The sequence below is a fragment of the Pseudomonas sp. TE9122 genome (genome assembly GCF_056278925.1).
On record NZ_JBWBQI010000001.1, the window covers coordinates 4,884,889 to 4,904,251 of the forward strand.

At 61.5% G+C, this 19,363-nt stretch carries 17 protein-coding genes and 1 pseudogene; 10 read left to right on the forward strand and 8 right to left on the reverse strand.

The annotated features are described in order from the left end of the window. Positions 1–162: 162 nt before the first annotated feature. The 8 genes from ACZ9BE_RS22080 to ACZ9BE_RS22115 all read left to right on the forward strand — a co-directional run bounded on the left by ACZ9BE_RS22080 (position 163) and on the right by ACZ9BE_RS22115 (position 9,412). Positions 163–2,097, forward strand: a complete 1,935-nt coding sequence (locus ACZ9BE_RS22080; protein WP_476249938.1) for a putative nucleotidyltransferase substrate binding domain-containing protein — start codon at positions 163–165, stop codon at positions 2,095–2,097. Next, on the forward strand, positions 2,094–2,801 hold the full coding sequence (locus ACZ9BE_RS22085) for a 3'-5' exonuclease (protein ID WP_476249939.1): 708 nt from the start codon (positions 2,094–2,096) through the stop codon (positions 2,799–2,801). Before ACZ9BE_RS22080 ends, ACZ9BE_RS22085 begins: the two co-directional genes overlap by 4 nt. Positions 2,802–3,147: 346 nt before the next feature. Beyond that, complete coding sequence (locus ACZ9BE_RS22090) at positions 3,148–3,624, forward strand: RNA polymerase sigma factor (protein WP_221264883.1); 477 nt, start codon at positions 3,148–3,150, stop codon at positions 3,622–3,624. Further along, positions 3,621–4,595 (forward strand): FecR domain-containing protein, encoded by a 975-nt coding sequence (locus ACZ9BE_RS22095; protein WP_476249940.1) that lies wholly within the window; start codon positions 3,621–3,623, stop codon positions 4,593–4,595. The genes ACZ9BE_RS22090 and ACZ9BE_RS22095 overlap by 4 nt, the downstream gene beginning before the upstream one ends. Positions 4,596–4,799: 204 nt before the next feature. Beyond that, positions 4,800–7,238, forward strand: a complete 2,439-nt coding sequence (locus ACZ9BE_RS22100; RefSeq protein ID WP_476249941.1) for a TonB-dependent siderophore receptor — start codon at positions 4,800–4,802, stop codon at positions 7,236–7,238. A 74-nt stretch (positions 7,239–7,312) separates the two neighbouring features. Continuing rightward, positions 7,313–8,443 (forward strand): PepSY-associated TM helix domain-containing protein, encoded by a 1,131-nt coding sequence (locus tag ACZ9BE_RS22105; protein ID WP_095181387.1) that lies wholly within the window; start codon positions 7,313–7,315, stop codon positions 8,441–8,443. Then, positions 8,440–8,619 (forward strand): hypothetical protein, encoded by a 180-nt coding sequence (locus ACZ9BE_RS22110; protein ID WP_095181386.1) that lies wholly within the window; start codon positions 8,440–8,442, stop codon positions 8,617–8,619. Before ACZ9BE_RS22105 ends, ACZ9BE_RS22110 begins: the two co-directional genes overlap by 4 nt. Before the next feature lie 163 nt (positions 8,620–8,782). Beyond that, the gene (locus ACZ9BE_RS22115; protein ID WP_041476739.1) at positions 8,783–9,412 is read left to right on the forward strand and encodes a glutathione S-transferase; all 630 of its coding nucleotides are present in this window, start codon (positions 8,783–8,785) and stop codon (positions 9,410–9,412) included. A 199-nt stretch (positions 9,413–9,611) separates the two neighbouring features. On the opposite strand, the gene creD is transcribed toward ACZ9BE_RS22115, so the two are convergent. The 4 genes and pseudogenes from creD to rloA2 all read right to left on the reverse strand — a co-directional run bounded on the left by creD (position 9,612) and on the right by rloA2 (position 13,787). Beyond that, positions 9,612–10,979: a cell envelope integrity protein CreD gene (gene creD, locus ACZ9BE_RS22120; RefSeq protein WP_122881843.1), complete on the reverse strand. Its 1,368-nt coding sequence runs from the start codon at positions 10,977–10,979 to the stop codon at positions 9,612–9,614. Between the two features lie 132 nt (positions 10,980–11,111). Further along, positions 11,112–12,531 (reverse strand): annotated as a pseudogene (creC, locus tag ACZ9BE_RS22125) (two-component system sensor histidine kinase CreC). Then, on the reverse strand, positions 12,531–13,211 hold the full coding sequence (creB, locus tag ACZ9BE_RS22130; protein WP_273528258.1) for a two-component system response regulator CreB: 681 nt from the start codon (positions 13,209–13,211) through the stop codon (positions 12,531–12,533). The pseudogene creC and the gene creB overlap by 1 nt, the downstream one beginning before the upstream one ends. A 69-nt stretch (positions 13,212–13,280) precedes the next feature. Further along, positions 13,281–13,787 carry a retropepsin-like aspartic peptidase RloA2 gene (rloA2, locus tag ACZ9BE_RS22135; protein ID WP_016772839.1) on the reverse strand — a complete coding sequence of 169 codons (507 nt, stop codon included), beginning with the start codon at positions 13,785–13,787 and terminating at the stop codon, positions 13,281–13,283. A gap of 278 nt (positions 13,788–14,065) precedes the next feature. Here rloA2 and ACZ9BE_RS22140 point away from each other — a divergent pair, with 278 nt between their 5' ends. Then, positions 14,066–14,953 carry an acyltransferase gene (locus ACZ9BE_RS22140; protein WP_256808042.1) on the forward strand — a complete coding sequence of 296 codons (888 nt, stop codon included), beginning with the start codon at positions 14,066–14,068 and terminating at the stop codon, positions 14,951–14,953. 1 nt (position 14,954) lies between these two features. On the opposite strand, the gene ACZ9BE_RS22145 is transcribed toward ACZ9BE_RS22140, so the two are convergent. Then, positions 14,955–15,512, reverse strand: coding sequence for a DUF2780 domain-containing protein (locus ACZ9BE_RS22145; protein WP_016772837.1), 558 nt, complete (start codon positions 15,510–15,512; stop codon positions 14,955–14,957). 282 nt (positions 15,513–15,794) lie between these two features. Between ACZ9BE_RS22145 and ACZ9BE_RS22150 the strand changes: the two genes are divergently transcribed. Continuing rightward, a complete protein-coding gene (locus ACZ9BE_RS22150; RefSeq protein WP_056786558.1) occupies positions 15,795–16,103 on the forward strand; it encodes a hypothetical protein in 309 nt (102 codons plus the stop codon). A gap of 62 nt (positions 16,104–16,165) precedes the next feature. On the opposite strand, the gene fdhA is transcribed toward ACZ9BE_RS22150, so the two are convergent. The 3 genes from fdhA to ACZ9BE_RS22165 form a co-directional block, all read right to left on the reverse strand. Further along, positions 16,166–17,365 carry a formaldehyde dehydrogenase, glutathione-independent gene (fdhA, locus tag ACZ9BE_RS22155; protein WP_016772834.1) on the reverse strand — a complete coding sequence of 400 codons (1,200 nt, stop codon included), beginning with the start codon at positions 17,363–17,365 and terminating at the stop codon, positions 16,166–16,168. 174 nt (positions 17,366–17,539) lie between these two features. Then, entirely contained in the window at positions 17,540–18,397 is an 858-nt protein-coding gene (purU, locus tag ACZ9BE_RS22160; RefSeq protein ID WP_039757644.1) for a formyltetrahydrofolate deformylase, read from the reverse strand. A gap of 216 nt (positions 18,398–18,613) precedes the next feature. Next, positions 18,614–19,246 (reverse strand): sarcosine oxidase subunit gamma, encoded by a 633-nt coding sequence (locus ACZ9BE_RS22165; RefSeq protein ID WP_095181380.1) that lies wholly within the window; start codon positions 19,244–19,246, stop codon positions 18,614–18,616. Positions 19,247–19,363: the final 117 nt, after the last annotated feature.

Genomic DNA, 19,363 nt, shown 5'->3' on the forward strand with positions numbered 1-19,363 from the left:
GGCTAGCGCAAGCTTTTCCGAGCTTTTGCGTAGGTTATTTCCGAAAATCGGCCAATGGTGGCAAAACCTAGACTTACGTCCAATGGGCACCCTGCCCGCCGGGGTCGACCATGGTGGCAACGATCCGACAACAACAATTCGAAAAAGACTGCGGTAATGGTTATGAGCAAAGCGGACGCCTTCACCCAGGCAGGGAAAACCGCGGTGTTGCAGAACATTCAGGGCACCCTGCAATTCCTCCAGCGCTTCCCGCCCTTCAATCAGATGGAACACGCCCACCTCGCCTATCTGGTGGAGCAATGTCAGCTGCGTTTTTTTGCCCAGGGCGAGAGCATCATCAAACCGGCTGACGGCCCGGTGGAGCACTTTTATATCGTCAAACAGGGTCGGGTGGTCGGCGAACGCCAGCACATCACCAAGCCCGGCACCGAAACCACCTTCGAAATCACCACCGGCGAATGCTTTCCGCTGGCCGCGCTGCTCGGTGAGCGCGCCACGCGCACCGAACATCTGGCGGGCGAAGACACCTTCTGCCTGCAACTGAACAAGCTGGCGTTCATCAAACTGTTCGCCCTCTCCAGTGCCTTCCGCGATTTCGCCTTGCGTGGGGTGAGCAGCCTGCTCGATCAGGTCAACCAGCAAGTCCAGCAAAAAGCCGTGGAAACCCTCGGCACCCAATACTCGCTGAACACTCGTCTCGGTGAACTTGCGATGCGCCATCCGGTGACTTGCAGCGCCGATACACCACTGCGTGAAGCGGTGAAGCTGATGCACGAGCAACAGGTCGGCAGCATCGTCGCGGTGGATGAGCACAAGGCGCCGCTGGGGATTTTCACCCTGCGCGATTTGCGCCATGTGGTCGCCGAAGGTGTCGGCGATTTCAGCGACGCCATCGAACAGCACATGACTCGATCACCGTTTTATCTATCGCCGGATCACAGCGCCTTCGATGCGGCGATCGCCATGACCGAGCGGCACATCGCTCACGTCTGTCTGGTCAAGGATCAACGCCTGTGCGGCGTGGTGTCCGAGCGTGATCTGTTCTCCCTGCAACGGGTCGATCTGGTGCACCTGGCCCGGACCATCCGCAGCGCGCAACGGATCGAGCAACTGATGACCTTGCGCGGCGAGATCGGCCAACTGGTCGAACGCATGCTCGCCCACGGCGCGTCGTCGACGCAAATCACCCACATCATCACCCTGCTCAACGATCACACGGTGTGCCGGGTCATCGAACTGACCCTCGCGGAAAAGGGCGACCCGGGTGTGCCGTTCAGTTGGCTGTGTTTCGGCAGCGAGGGCCGGCGCGAGCAGACGCTGCACACCGATCAGGACAACGGCATTCTCTTCGACGCGCGCGATGCCGCGCACGCAGCAGAAATACGCGGCAAGCTGCTGCCGATTGCCCAGCAGATCAACCAGAGCCTGGCGCTGTGCGGCTTTACCCTGTGCAAGGGCAACATCATGGCCGGCAATCCCGAGCTGTGTCTGTCGCGGGCCGAATGGGCGCGACGCTTCGCGGCGTTCATCCGCGAAGCCACGCCGGAGAACCTGCTGGGTTCGAGCATTTATTTCGACCTGCGCGTGGTCTGGGGCGATGAGCAAGGCTGCGAGCAATTGCGCCGGGGCATTCTCGATCAAGTCGCTGACAACCGTCTGTTCCAGCGCATGCTCGCCGAAAATGCCCTGCGCAATCGCCCTCCCGTTGGGCGCTTCCGTGAGTTCGTGCTGGCACGCAAGAACGGCGAGAAGGCCACGCTGGATCTGAAAATTCAGGGTCTTACGCCGTTCGTGGACGGCGCCCGCTTGCTGGCGCTGGCCAACGGCATCGACGCCAACAACACCCTCGAACGCTTCCGCCAATTGGTCGATAAACAAGTCATCGAGCCGCTCGACGGCGCGGCGTATGAAGAGGCCTATCACTTCATTCAGCAAACGCGCATGCAGCAGCATCAGCTCCAGACCCGGGAGAACCAGCCGTACTCCAACCGCGTCGATCCCGACAGCCTCAATCACCTTGACCGGCGCATCCTGCGTGAATCCCTGCGCCAAGCGCAACGCCTGCAGAGCAGCCTGAGCTTGCGGTATCAGCTATGAGCCTGTTTTCCTGGCTGCGCCCGTCAAGTCCCGTTGTGTCGGCGGATCTACAGCAGCGGCTGGCGAATCTGCCGGCGCTTGCCGAGCTGAGCGAATGCAGCCTGCGTGAGCAGCGCTGGGTGGTGCTGGACCTGGAAACCACCGGCCTGAATATGAGCAAGGATCGGGTCCTGTCGATTGGCGCGGTGGTGATCGAGGACGGCGCGATCGATTTCCGTCAGCAGTTCGAGCGCACGCTGCAATGTCGCGAGCTGAAGCTCAGCCCCAGCGTACTGATTCATGGCTTGGGGCCGAATGCGATTGCCGCAGGCAGCGACCCGGCCGAAGCACTTCTGCAATTGTTGGAATTTATCGGCGACAGCCCGGTGCTGGCGTTTCATGCGCCGTTCGATCAGCACATGCTCGGGCGCGCAGTGAAAGAACACCTGGGGCATAAGCTGCAGCATGTGTTTCTGGATGTGGCAGATATCGCGCCGTTTCTGTGTCCGCAGGCGCAGATTCGCGAGGCCGGGCTGGATGAGTGGATCGAGTGGTTCCGGCTCGAAGTGTTCGAGCGGCATAACGCGAGTGCCGATGCGCTGGCCACGGCGGAGTTGGCGTTGATCCTGTTCAGCCGCGCGCGGGCGCAGCAGATTTACAGTCCGTTGCAGCTGCAGCAGCGGTTGAATCAGTGGAAGCGCAGGCAGCAGGCGCCGTCCTTTTAGAATCATTCAGATCAAAAGCCCCTCACCCCAGCCCTCTCCCGGAGGGAGAGGGCGCCGATCGTGGTGTCTGAAGCCTTATATCGACCTGAAAGACCGAGTCGATTGAGGAATCGCTGAAAATCGTTCAGGTCGATGTACCTCCAGAATATCCCCCGATCAGTCCCTTCTCCCTCCAGGAGAGGGCTAGGGTGAGGGGCTGCCCTTGATTCATCACCTGACCAGTGGCCAATTGCTAACCATTCCCACCTCTGCCAGAATCGCGAACTATTCTCGTTAGTTAACATTTCCCAATCGGTGATGTCCGGTGTCGTCAGTGCCCAACCCCCACAGTGAGCTCGTCGGTGCGATGTATCGCGACCATCGCGGTTGGCTGCTGGCGTGGTTGCGGCGCAATGTGGCGTGTCCGCAGCGTGCCGAGGACCTGAGCCAGGACACCTTCGTGCGCCTGCTCAACCGCGACGAACTGCTGACGCCGCGCGAACCTCGGGCATTTCTGGTGGCGATCGCCAAAGGCCTGTTGTTTGACTACTTCCGCCGCGCCGCGCTGGAACAGGCCTACCTCACCGAACTGATGCTGATCCCCGAAGACGAACAGCCGTCGGTGGAAGAACAGCAAATGATCCTCGACGACCTAAAGGCCATCGACCGGCTGCTCGGCAAGCTGTCGACCAAGGCGCGCGCGGCCTTCCTGTATAACCGCCTCGACGGCCTCAGCCACGGCGAAATCGCCGCCAGACTCGGCGTGTCAGTGCCGCGCGTGCGGCAGTATCTGGCCCAAGGTCTGCGCCAGTGCTACATCGCCCTGTACGGTGAGCCGACATGACGGCGGCCAGTTCGCGCCCGGTGCCGGCGCATGTGCTGGACGCGGCAATTGCCTGGCAATTGACCCTCGATTCGAGCACCGCGCTGGAGCGCGAGGAATTCGCCAAGTGGCATGCGGCCCATGAGGAACACGCCCGCGCGTGGCGTCAGTTGGGCATGCTCGATCAGCGCTTCAGTGTCGCCAAAGGCCCGGCCCGAAGTGCGTTGCTGCAATCGCGCGAAGGCATCCGTCGGCGCGTGCGAAAACTCGGCAGCGGGCTGGCCAGTGTCGTGGTGGTTATCGGGCTGGGGCTGTTTGTCAGTGAGCGCTACCTGCCGCTCGATTACTGGCTCGCCGATCAACGCACCGCCACCGGTGAACAGCGCACCGTGCGCTTGTCCGACGGCACCCTGCTCAACCTCAATACCCACAGCGCGGTCGACGTACGCTTCGATGACGAGCGCCGCTTGATCGTGTTGCAGGAAGGCGAAATCCTCGTCGAGACCGGGCATGGCGATGCGCGGCCGTTTATCGTCGAAACCCGCGAAGGCAGCATGCGCGCGCTGGGCACGCGGTTTCTGGTCAAGCGCGAGGACGATGGCACCCGCCTGAGCGTGTTGCAGTCGGCGGTGGCGGCCCATGCCCAGGCCAACCCGCAAGAACAGATTCTGCGCGAAGGCCAGCAGGTGCTGTTGCGTAGTGACGGGCTGGGCTCGATTGCCGCCCTCGCCCCCGGCGCCGATGCCTGGACGCGCGGCATGCTGGTGGTGGACAACGCACGGCTGGGCGATCTGGTGCATGAGCTCGGGCGCTATCGTCGTGGCCATCTGGGCGTGGCGCCGGAAGTGGCCGATCTGCGCATTACCGGCAGCTTTCCGTTGCACGACACCGATAAAGCGCTGAGTGCGTTGCTGCCAACCTTGCCGGTGCAGATCGAGCGGCATACGCCGTATTGGGTCACCGTGGCGAAGGCTGATATCAAGCCTGAGTAATGCGTCGGCAGGAAAACCGCCTTCGCGAGCAGGCTCGCTCCCACATTGGCATGCGATCACCTGTGGGAGCGAGCCTGCTCGCGAAGGCGCCATCAGCCGCACAACCATTTCCTGCAAAAAAGAATTTCCACCCAGCCCTATCACTTTTCCAATCTCGTCCGGCACACAGGCAATTGAGAAATATTTCCATTCAGGAGCCGCCGTATGTCCCGTTCGCCAGACACCTTGTTGCGCCCCAGTCTGCTGGCTTTTGCCATCGCTTTCGGCACGCCGCTGATCAGCAGCCCGTTGCTCGCCGCTGAGCAAGCGTCCAGCGTGCGCGCCTACAACCTGCCGGCGGCGCCGCTGTCGACCACCCTGAACCAGATCGCCAGCCAGGGCGGCCTCGCCCTGTCGCTCAATCCTGCGCTGGCCGCCGGCAAAACCTCGGCGCCGGTCAACGGCCAGTACGACGCCGCCGGCGCCCTGCGCGCGGCTTTGCGCGGCACCGGTCTGCAACTGGAACAGAGCAGCGCCGGCACTTACACCCTGGTGGCCGTGCCGGAAGGCACGCTGGCCCTGCCGGAAACTTCGGTCATCGGCGTGGAAAACTTCGAAAGCGCCTGGGGCCCGGTCGAAGGCTACACCGCGACTCGCACCGCCGCCGGCACCAAGACCGACACTGCGCTGGTCGAAGCACCGCGTTCGATTTCGGTGGCGACCCGCCAGCAAATGGACGACCGCAGCGTGCACAGCCTCGATGACGCCGTGCGCTACATGCCGGGCATCACCGCCAGCAGCTACGGCAGCGACACCCGTGCCGACTGGCTGCGCGTACGCGGTTTCGAGCCGACCCAGTTCCTCGATGGCCTGCCGCTGCCCAAAGGCGTGTACGCCAACCCGAAACAGGAAACCTGGAACCTCGACCGCCTCGCCCTGCTGCGTGGCCCGGCTTCGTCGGTGTACGGCCAGACCCCGCCGGGCGGTTTGCTCGACATGGTCAGCCGCCGCCCGAGCGCTGAAGCCAGCAGCGAAATCCAGTTGCAATACGGCAGCGACAATCACCGCCAGATCAACTTCGTCAGCACCGGCAAGATCGATGACGCCGGGCAGTTTCTCTATGGCCTCAGCGGCGTGGTGCGCGACAGCGATACGCAAATCGACCACATCGACAACAAGCGCTACAACATCGCACCGAGCCTGACCTGGAACATCGACGACGACACCAGGCTCACCCTGCTGAGCCAGTTCACCCGCGACGATACCGGCGTCACCAGCCAGTTCTATCCCATCCAGGGCACCAAGATCGACATGCCGTTCGGCAAGATTTCCCATCACAAGAATCTCGGCGATCCCGACTACGATTATTACGACCGCACCTATTACGCGCTGGGTTATGCCTTCGAACATCGCCTCAACGATGTCTGGCAGTTCAAGCAGAATCTGCGCTACACCAAATCCGACCTGTCGTTCCAGACCGTGACCGTCAACAGTTACAACCCATCGTTTGCCGGATTTACCGTGGACGATCAAGGCAATGTCGGTCGCAGTACCACTAACGCCGACGAAGACATCAGCCAGTTTGCCGTGGACAACAACTTCCAGGCCGACTTCGCCACGGGCAACATTCGCCACACCTTGCTGCTGGGTCTGGATCACCAGCGCAGCAACACCAACTACACCTCGATCTTTGGCGATGGTCTGCAAACCAACGTCATCAACCCGATCTACGGCCAGCCGATCGTACGTCCGGCGCGCTCCACGGCGTTTTACGACTACAACCAGAAGACCTACCAGACCGGCCTCTACGTGCAGGACCAAATGGCCCTCGATCAGTGGCGCCTGACCCTCGGCGGCCGTGAAGACTGGGTGCACACCAGCACCCAATTCATCAACCAGAGCGACGCCACCAACACCCAGCGTGACAAGAAATTCAGCGGCAACGCGGCGCTCAGCTACGTCTTCGACAACGGCTTCGTGCCGTACCTGTCCTACGCCGAATCCTTCCAGCCGACCACCGGCGCCGATGCCACCTCGACCGGCTCGCTCAAGCCAACCGAAGGCAAGCAGTGGGAACTGGGCATCAAATACCAGCCGCCGGGCAGCAAGACCCTGCTGACCGCCGCCGTGTATGACCTGACCCAGAAGAACGTCGCGGTGAACACCTTCGTCAACAACGTTTCGGTGACCAGCCAGACCGGCGAAGTGAAGGTCAAAGGCCTGGAACTCGAGGCCGTGTCGGATGTGACTGACAACCTCAAAGTCATCGCCGCCTACACCCTGGCCAAGTCCGAAGTGCAGAAAGGCATCGACAAGGGCAATCGTCTGCAACTGATGCCCAACCAACAAGCCTCGCTGTGGACCGACTACACCTGGCACGCCGGCGTGCTCGACGGTTTCGGCATTGGTGCCGGCGTGCGCTACACCGGCAACACCTACGGCGACAAGGCCAACACCTGGCTGGGCAAGGCTGACGCCTACACCGTGTTCGACGCCAGCGTGCATTATGATCTCGGCCGTCTGGACAACAGCCTCAAAGGTGCGTCGCTGGCGGTGAATGCGACCAACCTGTTCGACAAGGACTACATTTCCACCTGCGACAGCTTCTACTGCTACTACGGCGACCAGCGCAGTGTCGTCGCCAGCGCCACTTACAAGTGGTAAGCCAGTGAGCTGAAACAGGCCCTGTTCCCAGGCCGTCCGTACCGGACGGCTTTGGTGTTTTTGAAGGTCATGCAATGAAAAGTAAAACCATCCGCCGCTGGTCGTTCATCCACACCTGGACCAGCCTGATCTGCACGGTGTTTCTGCTGATGCTGGCGCTGACCGGTCTGCCGCTGATTTTCAGCCACGAGATTGATCACGCGTTGGGCAACGCCCCGGAACTGCGCGAGATGCCGGCCGACACGCCGCAACTCGACCTGCAGCAACTGGTCGATGCCGCGCAGAAACATCGCCCGGGCGAAGTCATGCAGTACTTCGGTTATGACGACGAAGAGCCGAACGCGGCGTTCGCGATTATGGCCAAGACTGCCGACACCGAGCCGAACTCTTCGCACACCTTCATGCTCGATGCGCGCACTGGCGAAGCGCTGGAAACCCCTTCGGCCAACGGTGGCTTGATGCTGTTCATCCTGCGCCTGCACGTCGACATGTTCGCCGGGCTGCCGGGCAAGCTGCTGCTGGCGTTCATGGGGCTGCTGTTTGTCGTGGCGATCGTCTCCGGCACGGTGCTGTACCTGCCATTCATGCGCCGCTTGAAATTTGGCACCGTGCGCCAGGACAAGTCGACAAGACTGCGCTGGCTCGATCTGCACAACCTGATCGGCGTCGTCACTTTGACCTGGTGCCTGGTGGTGGGCGTGACCGGGGTGATCAGCGCCTGCGCCGACCTGCTCATCGCCGCCTGGCGCAACGACGCGCTGACCACGCTGATCGCGCCGTATCGCGATGCGCCGCCGCTGACTCAACTGGCGCCGGCCACGCGGCTGCTCGACATCGCCGAGGAAGTCGCACCGGGGATGAAACCGGATTTCATCGCCTTCCCCGGCACCCGTTTTTCCAGCGAGCACCATTACTCGGTATTCATGAAGGGCGGCACGCACCTGACCTCGCACCTGCTGACGCCGGTGCTGATCGACGCCACGACCTTGCAGGTCACCGCCGTGGCCGAACGGCCGTGGTACATGGACGCCATGGGCATGTCGCAGCCGCTGCACTTTGGTGACTACGGCGGCATGCCGATGAAGATTCTCTGGGCGACGCTGGATGTGCTGACGATCATCGTGCTGGCCAGTGGTGTGTATTTGTGGGTGGTGCGGCGCAAGGCGGCCAAGCCTGTATTGGAAGCGGCGGAGGCCTCGGCATGAAGCCGCGTCAGTCGAGTTTCTGGAAGGTTTTCAGCACACCGATCGTGATCGCCTTGCTCAGTGCGGCGGGGCTGTTTGCGGCGTTGCTGGGGGATGGAATCTGGGATGCGTTGAGCTGGGTCGGGCTTGGCGTGCCGGCATTTCTGGCGATAAGAGGTTTACTGCCGCGACGCTGAGAATCCCTTGTGGGAGCGAGCCTGCTCGCGAAAGCGCCCAGACATTCAACATCAAAGTCGACTGTCACGACGCCTTCGCGAGCAGGCTCGCTCCCACATGGGTTCTGCGCCGGACGCGAGCAGGCTATGCTGCCCGATCATTGTCCTGATCGAGACCTTGCCCATGTCCGCCCCCAGCATGACCCTGTACCACAACACCCTGTCGCCCTTTGTCCGCAAAGTCATGGTGCTGCTGCACGAAACCGGTCAGCAGGATCGTGTCGCGCTGCAGGACTGCGTGCTCAGCCCGGTCAGCCCGGACCCGGCGCTGATCGCCGACAACCCGTTGAGCAAGATCCCCGCCCTGCGCTTGGCCGACGGCAATGTCATCCATGACAGCCGCGTCATCCTCGAGTACCTCGACCAGCAGCACGTCGGCAATCCGCTGATCCCCCGGGAAGGTGCGGCGCGCTGGCGGCGCCTGACCCTGGCGTCGATGGCTGACGGGATCATGGATGCCTCGGTGATGGTGCGTTATGAAACTGTGCTGCGCCCGGTGGAAAAACACTGGGACGAATGGCTCGACGCCCAGCGCGACAAGATCCGCCGCGCCCTCGCCGTGCTGGAAAACGAAGCAATTGCCGAGCTGACCAGCCATTTCGATGTCGCGGCGATCAGCGTGGCCTGCGCACTGGGCTATCTGGATCTGCGCTTCCCGGACATGGACTGGCGCGCGGCCAATCCGCAACTGGCCAACTGGTATTTTGAAGTGAGTCAGCGACCGTCCATGATGGCGACAATGCCCAAGCCCTGATTCTGCGGCGCCTGATCTGCCCCCATCGCTGGCAAGCCAGCTCCCACATTGAATCGGGACAGACCGCTGACCTGTGTGTCGGCATATATCCTGTGGGAGCTGGCTTGCCAGCGATGGCACCACCTCGGTTCTGGCGGCAGCGCTGCAACAATCAGCGTCAGCAGAACCGCCACTTCCCTGCGCTCAGCCCTCAACCCGCTCATTGCATCGCCTCCACATCAAACTCCAGCGGCCTGGCCGGTTTCAAACCAATCCCGTACCAATCCAGTTTGCGCGTCAGCACCATGAACACCCCGAGCAGACCGAACAGCATCAGCGAGCCCATCAGCAGCGCGTAATCCTCGGCACTTAGCAATCCGTACAGCAGGCCATACAGCGCCGCCAGCCCCGCCGAAAAACTCAAGCCATGCCGCGCGCTGCGCAGGACGTGGCTGACATAGAAGCCGATCAGCAACACGCAGCCACTCGCCGACAACAGATACGCCAGCGCAAAACCGATGTGTTCCGACAGCGACAACAGCAGCAGGTAAAAGAACGCCAGCGCGACACCGACCAAGGCATATTGCACCGGGTGCACCGCGAGGCTCTTGAGCACTTCGAAGAGGAAGAAACCGGCGAATGTCAGGACGATGAACAGCAGCGCGTATTTGATCGCCCGGTCGCTCTTCAGGTACTGATCCACCGGGTCGATGAAGCTCACGCCGAAGCTGCGCCCGTTGAGTGCATCACAGTCGCCAGCGACGCAGCGCTCCATCGCCTCTTGCAGGTTGGTGGAGAAAAACGAGGTCTGCCAGTCGGCGCTGAAACCCTGATCGTTGATCTCGCGCTTGGCCGGCAGGAAGTTGCCGACGAAGCTGGGGTGCGGCCAGTTGGCGGCGAGGCTGACGCTGCTGGTCTTGCCCACCGGCACCACGCGCAGCGAGCCGGTGCCCTGCAGACGCAGGTCGAAGCCGAAGGTCAGTTGCGTGGCTTTGCTGGCGTCCAGTGCCGGTAGCGTCACGTGTACGCCCTCGCCGATCCACGCCACTTCGCTGCCTGGCACGAAGTCCAGTTGCTGGCCGCCGAGCTCGAGTTTCAGCGCGTTCTCGATGCCGCGAATATCGCTAATACCCACAGCCAGGAACGGCGCGTCGAATTGGTAATCGGCAAAATTTTCCTTGATGCCCAACTGCGCCGGCAGGGAAAAATGCCCGTCGATACGGTTATCGGCATGGAACAGCCGCGCCTCGTAAATACCGCGTTTGCGCAGCTCGGTCTGCACCTGGCCATCGAGCTCGAAACGCTCCGGCAGAAAGTACAGACGCCCGCGCGCTTCGCTGACTTCTTCGTAGCGCTTGTTGGTTTTTTCATTGGTCTTCCAGGTGCGCACCACCTTGCGATACGGCACCACCATCACCGGTCCGGTCAGCTGCTGGCTGTAACTGGAACTGCGCGCGATGTCTTCGAGCACACCGTCGCGCAGTTGCTGACGCTCATCGATGATGCCGTCGATCATCAGCAACGGGATCAGCAACAGCAGGATCAGCAAGGCGATCGCGCCGAGTTTGATGGTCAGATTCTTGTTCATGGGACTCTCCCTGTTTGGATGGGGGGAGTCTGCTGATGCGGTGTGGTGGCAGTGTGAGGGGAATATGGAGATTGTGTGGAGAATGCATTCTCCTGTGGGAGCAAGCCTGCTGGCGAAGGCCGCGACTCGGTTTCAAGGCAAGCGCAATACCACCTCAACCCCGCCCTCGACATTGCCAATGCGCATCACCCCGCCATGCAACTTGACCACTTCTTCAACGAAGTTCAGCCCCAGCCCGGTGCTCTTGCGTCCGCTGTCCGGGCGCGGCAACGAGTAGAAGCGTTCGGTCAGACGCGGCAAGGCGTAATCGGGAATCGGCGTGGTCTGGTTGAACAGGCGGAACTCGATCTGCTCGCCAACCCGCTCGGCACGCAAGCGCAACAAGCCCTGCGCCGGAGTGAAATCAAGCGCGTTTTCCAGCAGGTTGCCCAACGCCTGGCGCAGCAGAAACGGCTCGCCAATCAACAGCAGATCCTCGCCGATCGCTTGCTCGACGCGCAGTTGTTTGCCCTCGATCCGCGCGGCCTGCGCCTTGAGCAGTTCTGCGACCAACAGCGCCAGCGGCACTGCCACCCGTTCTTCCAGCCCTTGGCGCTGTTCGACTTGCGCCAGGTTGAGCAGGCGCTCGATCAGCTGCTGCATCCGCGCGCTCTCGCTGTCGATGTTGCTGACAAAGCGCAAACGCTGGACGGCCGGCATATCACTTTGCAGCAACTCCGCCGCACCCCGAATGGCCGCCAGCGGACTCTTCAATTCATGGGTCAGGGTGTGCACGTAGCGCTCGACGTAGGCCTTGCCTTCGAGCTGCGTGCGCATCTGCTCGACCGCCGTCGCCAGTTGCTCCAGCTCGCCGCCGCGATAATGCGGCACTTCCACGCGCCGGCCTTCGCTGACCGCCTTGGGCATAACCGGTCAAACGGTGCAGCGCACGACTAAGCCACCATGAGAGCAAAGCGCCGAACAGCAGACCGAGGCCGATCAGTCCGGCGCCGTAAAACAGCAAGCGCCGCTCGGTGCGATCGACGTAGGGTTGCAATGAACTGTTGGGCTTGGCCACGGTGACCACGCCGATGATCCTGCCGTTGTCGCGGATCGGCGCGCCGACATGCATCACTGAAGAGCTCGGATCGTCAGGATCACTGCGGCTGGAGCGCGCGCCGTACTCGCCACGCAGGGTCAGGTAGACGTCGTTCCAGCGCGAATAATCCTGGCCGACCGCGACGCCGCTGGAGTCGAGCACGACGATGCCCTTGGCGTCGGTGACGTAGATGCGGTGGTTGACCTGATTTTTCGGCAAACCCCAGATCGTCGCTTGCGGCTGCCGCTCGCCATAGGCGCGGAGCAATTGCGGCCAGCGGTTCTCGCTGAGGGTGCCGGCCTTGAAATCGTCGCGCAGGATTTCTGCCATCAGGTTGGCAGTGTCCACCAGCGTCTCTTCGGTGGACTGACGCACGCCGGGGCGGATTTCTTCCATGACCGTGTTGAGGACGAAATAACCGGTCAGGCCGACAAACAGCACGTACACCAGAAAGATCCGCAGCCCCAGCGACATCAGCTGTGCCCCGGGCTGTAGCTGTAACCGAGGCCGCGATGGGTCTGGATCGGCTCGGCCTCGGCGCGCACCAGGCGCAACTTGGCGCGCAGGCTTTTGATGTGGCTGTCGATGCTGCGTTCGTAACCGGCGTCTGCCGCTACGCCCAGCGCATCGAGCAATTGCTCGCGGCTGAACACTCGCTCAGGTTGTTCGAGCAGGCATTGCAACAAGCGGAATTCGTGGCGGGTCAGGCTCAGCGGCTGGCCGCGATAGCTGATCTGTACGCGTTCGGCATCGATGCGAAACGGCGTTGAGCCTGCTTCCAGGGTTGCGCGCGGCGCCATGCGTTTGAGGATGGCTTTGACCCGCGCCGCCACTTCACGCGGGCTGAACGGCTTGACCACGTAATCGTCGGCACCGATCTCCAGGCCCACCACGCGGTCGATCTCGGCGTCGCGGGCGCTGAGAAACAGCACCGGCACTTCCGTGAAGCGCCGCAGTTGCTTGCAAGTCTCGAAGCCGCTGATGTCCGGCAAACCGATATCGAGAATGATCAGGTCGGCCGGCGTCTGCCGCTGATGCTCCAGCGCCGCCGCGCCGAGGTTCAGCCACGTGGTGCTGAACCCCTCGCCCTGCAAGGCAAAAATCAGTGTGTCGGCTATTGCCGCTTCGTCTTCGACAATCAGGATGTGCGGCATGGCGTCCGAGCCCGTGGCAGTTAGTGCGCGAACGGTGCCCCAAGCCCGGGGTTACGTCAATCAGACCACTTAGCAGTCAGGCTTGTCGGCGGTGTAACGCCGCGCCGGGTTTACCGCCGCGCCGAACTCGCGCAAGGCCTTGGCGCCGATCAGCAGCGGATAGTTGAAGTGGCTGCGGTCGGTCAGGTTGACCTCGACGGTGCGCTTGACGTTGCCCAGGCACAGTTCCAGATCGACCACCGGGCGCTTGGCGACATCGCTGCTGTCGCGCTCTTCATCGTCCTCGTCGGAACGGCTTTTGATCTTGCTGATCCGCGCGACCTTGTGCTCGAAAACCTTGTTGCTGGCGTCCTTGGTGGCGAGGCGAAAACGCACCCAGTCTTCGCCATCACGGGTGAAGGTCTCGATGTCCTTGGCCGACAGCGAGGCGGTCAGCGCGCCAGTGTCCATCTTGGCCTTGAGCACTTCGCCACCGATTTCCGGCAGCGCGATGTATTCGTAGCGACCGTACAGCGTCGGCTCGGCGGCCATGACCGGCAGCGCGACGAGGGCAAACAGAGCAAGGAGGGATTTCACGTAAGGGGCTTCCTTGGAAATTGAGGGCGGCGGACTGGAGTTTTAGACACGCGCCGAGTTATTCGTTCGCTTCGGTCCTCTTCGCGAGCAGGCTCGCTCCCACATTTGAAATGCATTCCCCTGTGGGAGCGAGCCTGCTCGCGAAGAGGCCAGTGCATTCAGATCCAATCTTGAGCGAAGCATACCCGGCAAAAAGTGAAACATTCGTCAGCGCCGATTTGGCCTGTCGCGCGAAGCTGCTTATCATGGCTCGCCCCTGCCACTTCATAGAGTTGCTTATGCGCCGCCTGCTCACCGGCTGTTTCGTCACCCTGCTGCTGTTGCTCAACACCCTGATCCTGATCGGGCCATTGATGGTGTTTGCCCTGCTCAAACTGGTCGCACCCGGGCGCTGGCGGGATTACGCATCGGGGGCGGTGATGTGGATCGCCGAGACCTGGGCCGAAATCGACAAGCTGATCTTCCGGCTGTGCATCCCGACGCAATGGGACATTCGCGGCGGCGACGATCTGCGCCGCGACACGTCCTATCTGGTGGTCAGCAACCATCAATCGTGGGTCGACATTCCAGCACTGATCCAGACCCTCAACCGGCGCACGCCGTTCTTCAAGTTCTTTCTGAAGAAAGAGCTGATCTGGGTGCCGTTCCTGGGCTTGGCGTGGTGGGCGCTGGATTACCCGTTCATGAAGCGCTACACCAAAGCCTTTCTGGCAAAGAACCCCGAGCTGGCAGGCAAGGATCTGGAAATCACCAAAGCGGCGTGCGAGCTGTTCAAGCGCCAGCCGGTGACGGTGGTGAATTATCTGGAAGGCACGCGCTACACCCTGGCGAAAAGCACCCAGCAGGAATCACCGTTCAACCACTTGCTCAAACCCAAGGCCGGCGGCGTGGCGTTCGTGCTGGCGGCGATGGGTGAACAGCTCGACGCGATGCTCGACGTGACGGTGGTGTATCCGCAGGAAAAGATCCCGGGCTTCTGGGACCTGATCAGCGGCAACGTGCCGCGAGTGATCATCGACATCAGGACCCGCGAACTCGACCCGGCGCTGTGGCAGGGCGATTACGAGAAAGATCCGGCGTTTCGCCAGCGCGTCCAGAACTGGGTCAACCAGCTCTGGACCGAGAAGGATCAGCGCATCGTCGAGCTGCGCAACGAGCGCGGCTGACTCAAGTGCCGGTGCCGGTGCCCCAGATGCTGCCCAGGCTGCTCAACAGCGAACCACCGACGCCCTGCTGACCGAGATATTGCAGCAACACCGGAGCAAACTGGCCGATCATGCCGCTGTCCATGCCCAGCGCGCTGAACGCGTTGTTCAGGTCGTTAGTGTCTTTGACATTGCCCAGCGCATTTTCAAGACCTGCGGACTTGCCGGACGAACCGAGCAAAGCCCCGAGCGCCGCCAGATTGCCGCTGCCACCGGACAGTTTGTCGATGCCCGGCACTTCCTTGGCCAGTTGCGAATAGTCGGTGCTGCTCAACTGATTCTTCGCCAGCCCGAGCATCGCACTGGTACCGCCAACGGCCTGCTCCGGCGTGACGTCCAGCGCACTCAGCGCACTCAACAAACCAGCGGTCTCCGAGGTCGGCGCCGCAGCCGCCGCCTTGTCGCCACCCTGCATCCCCGCTACCGCACCGGCCACGTCGTTCAAACTGAAACCGGCAAACACCGGCCCGGCGGCCAGAGTCAGGAGCGATGCCAAGGCAAAACCGCGTGAAATCTTCATTCAGACATCCTCTTGTGGAAAAGCTGCCACCGGACAACGGCGACGAAACTGCCGGTTTGACCGGGTATTGGGCGGCATGTTCCTCGCGGCGCATCCCCTTCTCTACGCACTCACCTAAATGAATTGTTCAATCGTTGAATAGCCACTTCACTATTCGACTTCACACTGAAAACCCGACTATTTATTTCGATTGGAACTAACCAACTGTCAGATCTGACAGTTGGCAGTCATAACGATGCAAGTGAATATCTCCACTCCAATTACGTAACGGAGTACGAAAAGATGAAGTTGAAAATTGTCACTGGCGCCCTGCTTGGTCTGACCATGATGAGTACTGCCTATGCTGCAACCTGCCCAACGATATCAGTGACTCATGCGCAAGGCGCCGAAGATGTAACCTTCACTTCTGCCCGACTTAAAGATAAAGACACTGCTAATTCAGTTGTCATCTGCCGATACGAAGGTGAGGCAGACCTTGGCGTCTCGGCTGGCTACAGAAACGACACTCCGGTTCAAGCCACCGGTAGCAATTGGAATGGTGATGAGTGTGCAACCAAGGATGGTGACGCCCGCAAATGCGCCTTTAAATAACTGATCGTGTTCAGAACAAAAAAGGGCAGCCCGATCGGCTGCCCTTCTTACATGGGTAGAACTTACGCCGCACTGAACAACTTATGCGGATCAATCACAAACTTCTTCGGCACGCCCGCATCGAACTCGCCGTAACCTTCTGGCGCCTGATCGAGGCTGATCACTTGCACGCCGACTACTTCAGCGATGTTGATGCGATCCCACATGATCGCCTGCATCAGTTGGCGGTTGTACTTCATCACTGGAGTTTGCCCAGTGTGGAAGCTGTGGGATTTCGCCCAGCCCAAGCCGAAGCGAATGCTCAGGCTGCCCATTTTCGCGGCAGCGTCGACGGCGCCCGGATCTTCGGTGACGTACAGGCCGGGGATACCGATCTTGCCGGCAACGCGCACCACGCCCATCAGTGAGTTGAGCACCGTGGCCGGGGCTTCGGCCTTGACGCCGTCGTGGCCGTGGCCGCGTGCTTCAAAGCCAACGCAGTCCACCGCGCAATCGACTTCCGGCTCGCCCAGCAGCGCGGCGATCTGTTCGTGCAGCGGGGTGTCTTTGGACAGGTCGACGACCTCAAAGCCCTGGGCCTTGGCGTGGGCCAGGCGGATGGTGTTGACGTCGCCGACAATCACCACCGCCGCACCGAGCAAACGTGCGGAAGCGGCAGCGGCCAGGCCGACCGGACCGGCGCCGGCGATGTAAACGCTGCTGCCCGGACCGACGCCGGCAGTAACCGCGCCGTGATAGCCGGTCGGGAGGATGTCGGAGAGGCAGGTCAGGTCGCGGATTTTCTCCATGGCCTTGTCGCGATCCGGCAGTTTCAGCAGGTTGAAGTCGGCGTACGGCACTAGCACGTATTCAGCCTGGCCACCGGTCCAGTCGCCCATGTCGACGTAACCGTATGCGCCGCCGGCACGGGCCGGGTTGACGGTCAGGCAGACGCCGGTGTGTTGCTCTTTGCAGGAACGGCAGCGCCCGCAAGCCACGTTGAACGGAACGGAGACCAAATCGCCGATCTTCAGGTTTTCGACGTCGGAGCCCTTTTCGATCACCTCGCCGGTGATCTCATGGCCCAGCACCAGACCGGTCTGCGCCGTGGTCCGGCCGCGCACCATATGCTGGTCGGAGCCGCAGATGTTGGTGGAAACCACTTTGAGAATGACCCCATGCTCGATCTTGCGACCGCGCGGGTCCTGCATTTTCGGGTAGTCGATTTTCTGTACTTCGACCTTGCCAGCGCCGAGATACACCACACCACGATTGCCAGACATGCTTTCACCTCGCTGTTGTTTTTATGGAACTGCGTTGCCCCGGTTGGGCAGCGCGTTGAGTGCTCGGGTATTGCTTGTTGGTCTTGCGTTGTTTGTTACGGCCCCTTCGCGAGCAGGCTCGCTCCCACATTGGAATGCATACGCTGTGGGAGCGAGCCTGCTCGCGAAAGCGATCTAGAGAACGACGGTTCTGTTGGCGTTCAAAAAAACTCGTCTTTCGATGTGATACCCAACCGCCCGCGCCAAGGTCAGGCCTTCGATATCCCGCCCTTTGGCAATCAGGTCTTCGGGGTAATGACTGTGATCCACCGCCTCGACGCCTTGGGCAATGATCGGCCCTTCATCGAGGTCGTTGTTGATGTAATGCGCCGTCGCGCCCACCAGTTTCACGCCCTTGTTGTAAGCCTGGTGATAAGGCTTGGCGCCCTTGAAGCCCGGCAACAGCGAGTGATGAATGTTGATCGCCTTGCCGTCGAGCTTGCGGCACAGCTCCGGCGATAGCACCTGCATGTAGCGGGCGAGGATCACCAGTTCGGCGCCGGCCTCTTCGATCACCTGCCAGACCTGACGCTCCTGCGCCGGTTTGTCGTTGGGGTCGAGAGGGAAATGGTAGTAGGGAATCTGGTGCCAGTCGGCCAACGGCTTGAGATCCGGATGGTTGGACACCACCGCCGCCACGTCCATCGACAACTGGCCGATGCGCTGGCGGTAGAGCAAGTCGTTGAGGCAGTGATCGGCCTTGGAGACCATGATCACCACTTTCGGCCGGTAGTTCGGCGCGGTCAGTTCGAAGAGCATGCCGAACGCCTGCCCGCGCTCGGCCAGCCCGGCGCGGAAGGATTGTTCGTCGAAGCCGTCGGGCTGACGGAATTCCACGCGAATAAAAAAACGCCCGGAGAGGCGGTCATCGAACGAGTGGTGCTCGGTGACGTAACAGCCCTGCTCGAACAGAAAACGCGTGACCGCGTCCACCGTGCCGAGGACGCTGGGGCAGTCGGCGGTCAGAATCCATGTGTCTGGGGCGCGGCTCATGGTGCGGTGACTCCTGTTCGTTGTGCGGGGTGTCAGGTTTTTCCCTCACCCTAGCCCTCTCCCAGAGGGAGAGGGGACTGACCGAGGTGTTCTTTCGAGCTACGCCGACCTGAAATAGCGCGTCGAACTCAGGCTCGAAAAACACACAAATCTGCTCCCTTTCCCCCTCTCCCCCTCAGGGGGAGAGGGCTGGGGTGAGGGGGTGGCTTTTGATCTTCAGGCCTGAACGCTCAGCCCGTACTCGGCCGAAGCATCCTGCAACCACAACCACCAGTAATCCGAGAAGCTGCGACGGATCAGCAGTTCCCAGGTGTCTTCGGCCGTGTGGCGAATCATCAGCTGCGACTTGGCGAACACCGTGCCGACCGCTTTACCGACCGGGAAATTGTTCGGGTGCACGTCATAGCTGGTCGACTTCATCAGCACCTGGCGCACGTTCGGCCCGCTCAGTTCGAGGATCTGCTGGCCGCCGCTGACGTTGACGATGGCAATGTGCAGATCGCCCAGCGCTTCGCGCAGTTTCTGCTCGGCGGCGAATTCTTCACCGCTTGGCACGATCAGCAGCCACTCGTCCGGGCCCATCCACTGCAGGCTGGTTTCGCCTTTGACGATCACGCTCAGCGCACCGGGCAATTCAATGTCAAGCGCCTTGTGCACACCGGCCGCGAATGCGGCATCGTGGCCATCGCCACGAATGGTCAGGTGGCCGAGGAGTTTCTTTTCCCGCACGATCACGCCGGCGTTCTTGCGGCCCTTGCCGACCAGGCTGGCGAGGTCGGCATGGTGCAGCGACGACTCGGCACGGGCGCCGGTGGTCGGGCGTTGCTGGTAAACATTGGCTGTGGTCATAAAGCACCTTCTGAATTCTGTTGGTTCCTGTGGTTGCTGTGCCGCCGCCTTCGCGAGCAGGCTCGCTCCCACAGGGGAACGCGATCGAATGTGGGAGCGAGCCTGCTCGCGAATAGC

What these genes read in the sequence shown, in the direction of transcription:
- ACZ9BE_RS22105 (WP_095181387.1), top strand. Translation starts at nt 7,313, where the DNA reads ATGAAAAGTAAAACCATCCGCCGCTGGTCGTTCATCCACACCTGGACC.
- purU (WP_039757644.1), bottom strand. Translation starts at nt 18,397, where the DNA reads ATGAGCCGCGCCCCAGACACATGGATTCTGACCGCCGACTGCCCCAGC.
- ACZ9BE_RS22095 (WP_476249940.1), top strand. Translation starts at nt 3,621, where the DNA reads ATGACGGCGGCCAGTTCGCGCCCGGTGCCGGCGCATGTGCTGGACGCG.
- fdhA (WP_016772834.1), bottom strand. Translation starts at nt 17,365, where the DNA reads ATGTCTGGCAATCGTGGTGTGGTGTATCTCGGCGCTGGCAAGGTCGAA.
- ACZ9BE_RS22150 (WP_056786558.1), top strand. Translation starts at nt 15,795, where the DNA reads ATGAAGTTGAAAATTGTCACTGGCGCCCTGCTTGGTCTGACCATGATG.
- ACZ9BE_RS22165 (WP_095181380.1), bottom strand. Translation starts at nt 19,246, where the DNA reads ATGACCACAGCCAATGTTTACCAGCAACGCCCGACCACCGGCGCCCGT.
- ACZ9BE_RS22145 (WP_016772837.1), bottom strand. Translation starts at nt 15,512, where the DNA reads ATGAAGATTTCACGCGGTTTTGCCTTGGCATCGCTCCTGACTCTGGCC.
- ACZ9BE_RS22115 (WP_041476739.1), top strand. Translation starts at nt 8,783, where the DNA reads ATGTCCGCCCCCAGCATGACCCTGTACCACAACACCCTGTCGCCCTTT.
- ACZ9BE_RS22100 (WP_476249941.1), top strand. Translation starts at nt 4,800, where the DNA reads ATGTCCCGTTCGCCAGACACCTTGTTGCGCCCCAGTCTGCTGGCTTTT.
- ACZ9BE_RS22110 (WP_095181386.1), top strand. Translation starts at nt 8,440, where the DNA reads ATGAAGCCGCGTCAGTCGAGTTTCTGGAAGGTTTTCAGCACACCGATC.
- ACZ9BE_RS22085 (WP_476249939.1), top strand. Translation starts at nt 2,094, where the DNA reads ATGAGCCTGTTTTCCTGGCTGCGCCCGTCAAGTCCCGTTGTGTCGGCG.
- ACZ9BE_RS22090 (WP_221264883.1), top strand. Translation starts at nt 3,148, where the DNA reads ATGTATCGCGACCATCGCGGTTGGCTGCTGGCGTGGTTGCGGCGCAAT.
- creD (WP_122881843.1), bottom strand. Translation starts at nt 10,979, where the DNA reads ATGAACAAGAATCTGACCATCAAACTCGGCGCGATCGCCTTGCTGATC.
- ACZ9BE_RS22140 (WP_256808042.1), top strand. Translation starts at nt 14,066, where the DNA reads ATGCGCCGCCTGCTCACCGGCTGTTTCGTCACCCTGCTGCTGTTGCTC.
- ACZ9BE_RS22080 (WP_476249938.1), top strand. Translation starts at nt 163, where the DNA reads ATGAGCAAAGCGGACGCCTTCACCCAGGCAGGGAAAACCGCGGTGTTG.
- creB (WP_273528258.1), bottom strand. Translation starts at nt 13,211, where the DNA reads ATGCCGCACATCCTGATTGTCGAAGACGAAGCGGCAATAGCCGACACA.